This is a genomic window from Corynebacterium lowii (assembly GCF_001412085.1).
In the GTDB taxonomy this organism is placed as follows: Bacteria; Actinomycetota; Actinomycetes; order Mycobacteriales; family Mycobacteriaceae; genus Corynebacterium; species Corynebacterium lowii.
In genome coordinates this window covers 1-3,212 of sequence record NZ_LKEV01000011.1, presented here as the reverse complement: position 1 = coordinate 3,212, position 3,212 = coordinate 1, and the positions used below count along the sequence as shown (strand labels likewise).

Below are 3,212 nucleotides of genomic sequence, written 5' to 3'. Positions count from 1 at the left end.
TCAAGGCCGAGATCGTCTCCTTTGAGGATCTCGATGCCGCCGGTTCCATGGCCGAGGCCCGCGCCGCGGGCAAGGTGCGGCAGGAGGGCAAGGAGTACGTGATGGTGGATGGAGACGTGGTGGAGTTCCGGACGGGGATTGCTGCTGGGGGGAGGAAATAAACCAACAGGGTCCATGTCGGGGGCGAATATTCTATACTTGTAGTGGGAATTCGGGTACTTCTGGGGCAGTTATCTTCTTTTGGGTCGTAGTACACTAAGCCTTTCAGGAAAGTTGAGATCAGTTACGACTTATTTCTTTCCCTTCTCTTTGCTTTACTTTATGAAAGTCGAAATTGAAAATCCTATAGATGACAGCTTGCGATAATTTGTTGAACTGGGCAGAGTGAAAGAAGATGGCGGAGGTAGAAGAACCTTGCTCTTATTATTTCTGAACAAACGATTGGAGAGTATGATTATAGTGAGATTGTACGGAGCCTAATCGCTGAACCCGATTCTCCTCCTGGCGGAGGTTGGTTTGCTCATCTCTTACCTCCACAGGCACCAAAGAGTGAGCCGGTTCGTATAGTTGTGGTAAGAGGACTCAATAATGTTAATTTCCTTGCTCCTAGCCAGGGGCTCACATTTGAAGTAAGTGGAATCACCGTGGTTTTTGGAACCAATGGTAGTGGTAAATCTGGTTATGGTCGATTGATCAGCTCAATGGTTGGAGCGCGTCATCGGGAAAAGATTGTACTGGACGTGTTTACTAGCACGTCTGGAGCGCCGTCAAGTGAAGTTGTTTTCAGTGTTGGCAGTAGTGAAAAAAATGATCTGCTAGGCCAAGCTTCTGATCCGGATCGTAGTCGCATTGCCTTTTATGATGAATACTGTGGGGATACGTATCTGACCACCGAAACGGAGATTTCTTACGGTCCTTCAGCTATAAAAATACTGGTGGATCCTGCGGCTGTCTGAACTGGTGTGCGCCGTGTGACCGAATCATGGAAGTAAGAGATAAGTCAACCCGGGCCGCTACCCGAGCTGGATCCCCACGGCTCCGCTGAGGTGTTCCTTCGTGGCCTTAGCGCCTCAATAAGGGATGCTGATATAGCAGCACCCGTCATGTGTCCGCCTAATTCTGCCGACTAGTTGGAAAAGCAGAGTAACGAAGTCGCTCGTCTTCGTGTCAGTGACCCTATTCAAGAGAAAAACGATTAGCCGTCACTGCTGAAGTCCTCACGACGGTTGCCCATCATTTGGAGGATCTGGACAAAGCGGTCGGAATGCGGGCAGAGAAACAAATTACTGATTTGCTCGAGAATGCAAAAATCCGAGCAGGAAGCAGCGGATCTTGCTTCGTGCGGAACGTTTGGGGAAGAACCCTCTACTCGAGGTGGGATCAGGCGCTTGGAAGGCATTGCGGAATGCAGCAGCGTCATATTAGTCAAGGTAGCTTACTCTAATCATGACTTCCCGCACACCTCCGATGGCGCGGTCTGTGTCCTATGTCAGCAGCAGTTTGGCGCTGATGCTGTTGACCGAATTGAGAGGTTCCAGCAGTTTGTGGTGGACACGACGGCTAGGGGAGCAAGGTGCGGACGGCGTCGAGTTGCTGAATTTTGAGGAGAGCTCAGGAAATTCGCATTGTACCAAGGATATTCTCATCGGTCATTGTGAGTCTGGAACACGGTGAAGATTCCAGGGCGGGATCTCTCAATTTGGTCCTTGAGGCGCTGCAAGCCAGCAAGTCTGCGCTCGTTGCGGGTGATGAGTCGCACCCGGTTGATGTCATTGCTATTGTGATTGCTCTTCGGGAAGATGCTGCTACCCAGCATGAACGAGACGATAGCTTAAGTCTAGATAGTTTTGCAGAGCAACTGGCACAAGCAGAAAAGCAAGGGCGGCACCTGTACAATCAGATCACGATGCGCGACGGGCGGCAACTCATCGAAGGTGAGCGAACTAGACTTTGGATGGAGGTAGCACTGGCTGCGGGGTTTCCCGAGACAAACACTCGTTCAATCACTATGAAAGTTGACGAACTTACCCGTGCTTACGTAACTGAGGTGGCAGGAAAGTACTTCACTCGCGAGACTGAGAAGCTGGATCTAAAACACGTTACGCTTGCCATCAAGGCGCGACAGGGCTCTATACCTTGATAAGGTAGATTTTCTGAGGGCTCGACCTGGGCGAAGCTCGCAGACGTTCTCTCTGAAGGGGAGCAGAATTCACTTGGTTTCGCAGGTTTTCTTACTGAGGCATCACCTCGATGCTAGTAAGTCGAACCTGTTTTTCGATGATCCTATCTCATCTCTTGACCATATGAAGCGTGCATCTATTGTTGTGCGAATCGTGGGTTTTGCTAAATATGGGCAAGTTATGGTGTTCACGCATGGCATAGACTTCACCATTTTCCTGTGTAAAGCGGCAAGAAAACCTACTTTGCCATATGCTATGCGAGGTATTGAAAATCGAAGAAAATCAAGGCCAGGGTACGCGAATTTGAGTCATCTCTAGACCGTGAAGAACGCAGTTTAAAGTGTTGATGTGTTAAGGCGGAAGTTGTAGATCCGTGTCGTAAATAAGAAAGAATGTCTGAGTAGAATTATCAGCGAGAAAACGAAAAGTGCAGGCCATATTTCTCAGGCTTGGGAACTGATTATAAGTCAGGTTATAACCAAGCCTTTGGTAGACTACGCATCCTTAGAAGTTTGAGTCTGGAAATTGTGAATTACCGGTCGTGTAATAAGGCAAGGAGTGAAAGATTATTATGATTTCCTATATTTGAATATCTGGGTGGGCATCACCGCATGATCCTTATCATGCACTTAACTATCCTCCGCCAGACGTTGAAGATTTAAATTCTAAAATTAAATTTATTTCAGATTGATTTAACAGAGTTAAGAGCTGTAAGAACCAACTGGCGATTTTTTATATTAATAATATTTTCCATTGTCAATCTTGATTGCTCGTTTTAATTTGTTTTTATGGCGTAGGTACGGTCGGGGGTATTGCCGCTTTGTTAATATAATTTCTCCTTACTTCCCTAGATTTCTAGAAAATATTTTTATTGGTGCCAGGGTCTATTATCTAGGAATATTATCTTCTTTGGTGGAACCGGTGCCCCTTCTGGCGGCAAAATCTTCGGGTACGTCCTCACCTCAGCCTGCCTCTCCACCTCGGAGGCACCCAGTTCCCCTCCATCAGCTTCTTCTGAGAAAGCCACCCTAG

General features: G+C 47.7%; 4 protein-coding genes. 3 read left to right on the top strand and 1 reads right to left on the bottom strand.

Features of this window, described 5'->3' with window-relative positions:
* On the top strand, window positions 1–161 hold a 161-nt coding region (locus Clow_RS11560; protein WP_156334956.1), incomplete at its 5' end, for a DUF933 domain-containing protein.
* 483 nt (window positions 162–644) lie between these two features.
* A complete protein-coding gene (locus Clow_RS12000) occupies window positions 645–956 on the top strand; it encodes a hypothetical protein (protein ID WP_211256965.1) in 312 nt (103 codons plus the stop codon).
* Between the two features lie 239 nt (window positions 957–1,195).
* Here the strand turns inward: Clow_RS12000 and Clow_RS11995 are convergent, their stop codons facing one another.
* A complete protein-coding gene (locus Clow_RS11995) occupies window positions 1,196–1,420 on the bottom strand; it encodes a hypothetical protein (RefSeq protein WP_211256964.1) in 225 nt (74 codons plus the stop codon).
* A 234-nt stretch (window positions 1,421–1,654) separates the two neighbouring features.
* Between Clow_RS11995 and Clow_RS11990 the strand changes: the two genes are divergently transcribed.
* The gene (locus Clow_RS11990; RefSeq protein ID WP_055179253.1) at window positions 1,655–2,140 is read left to right on the top strand and encodes a hypothetical protein; all 486 of its coding nucleotides are present in this window, start codon (window positions 1,655–1,657) and stop codon (window positions 2,138–2,140) included.
* The last annotated feature ends 1,072 nt before the right edge of the window (window positions 2,141–3,212 follow it).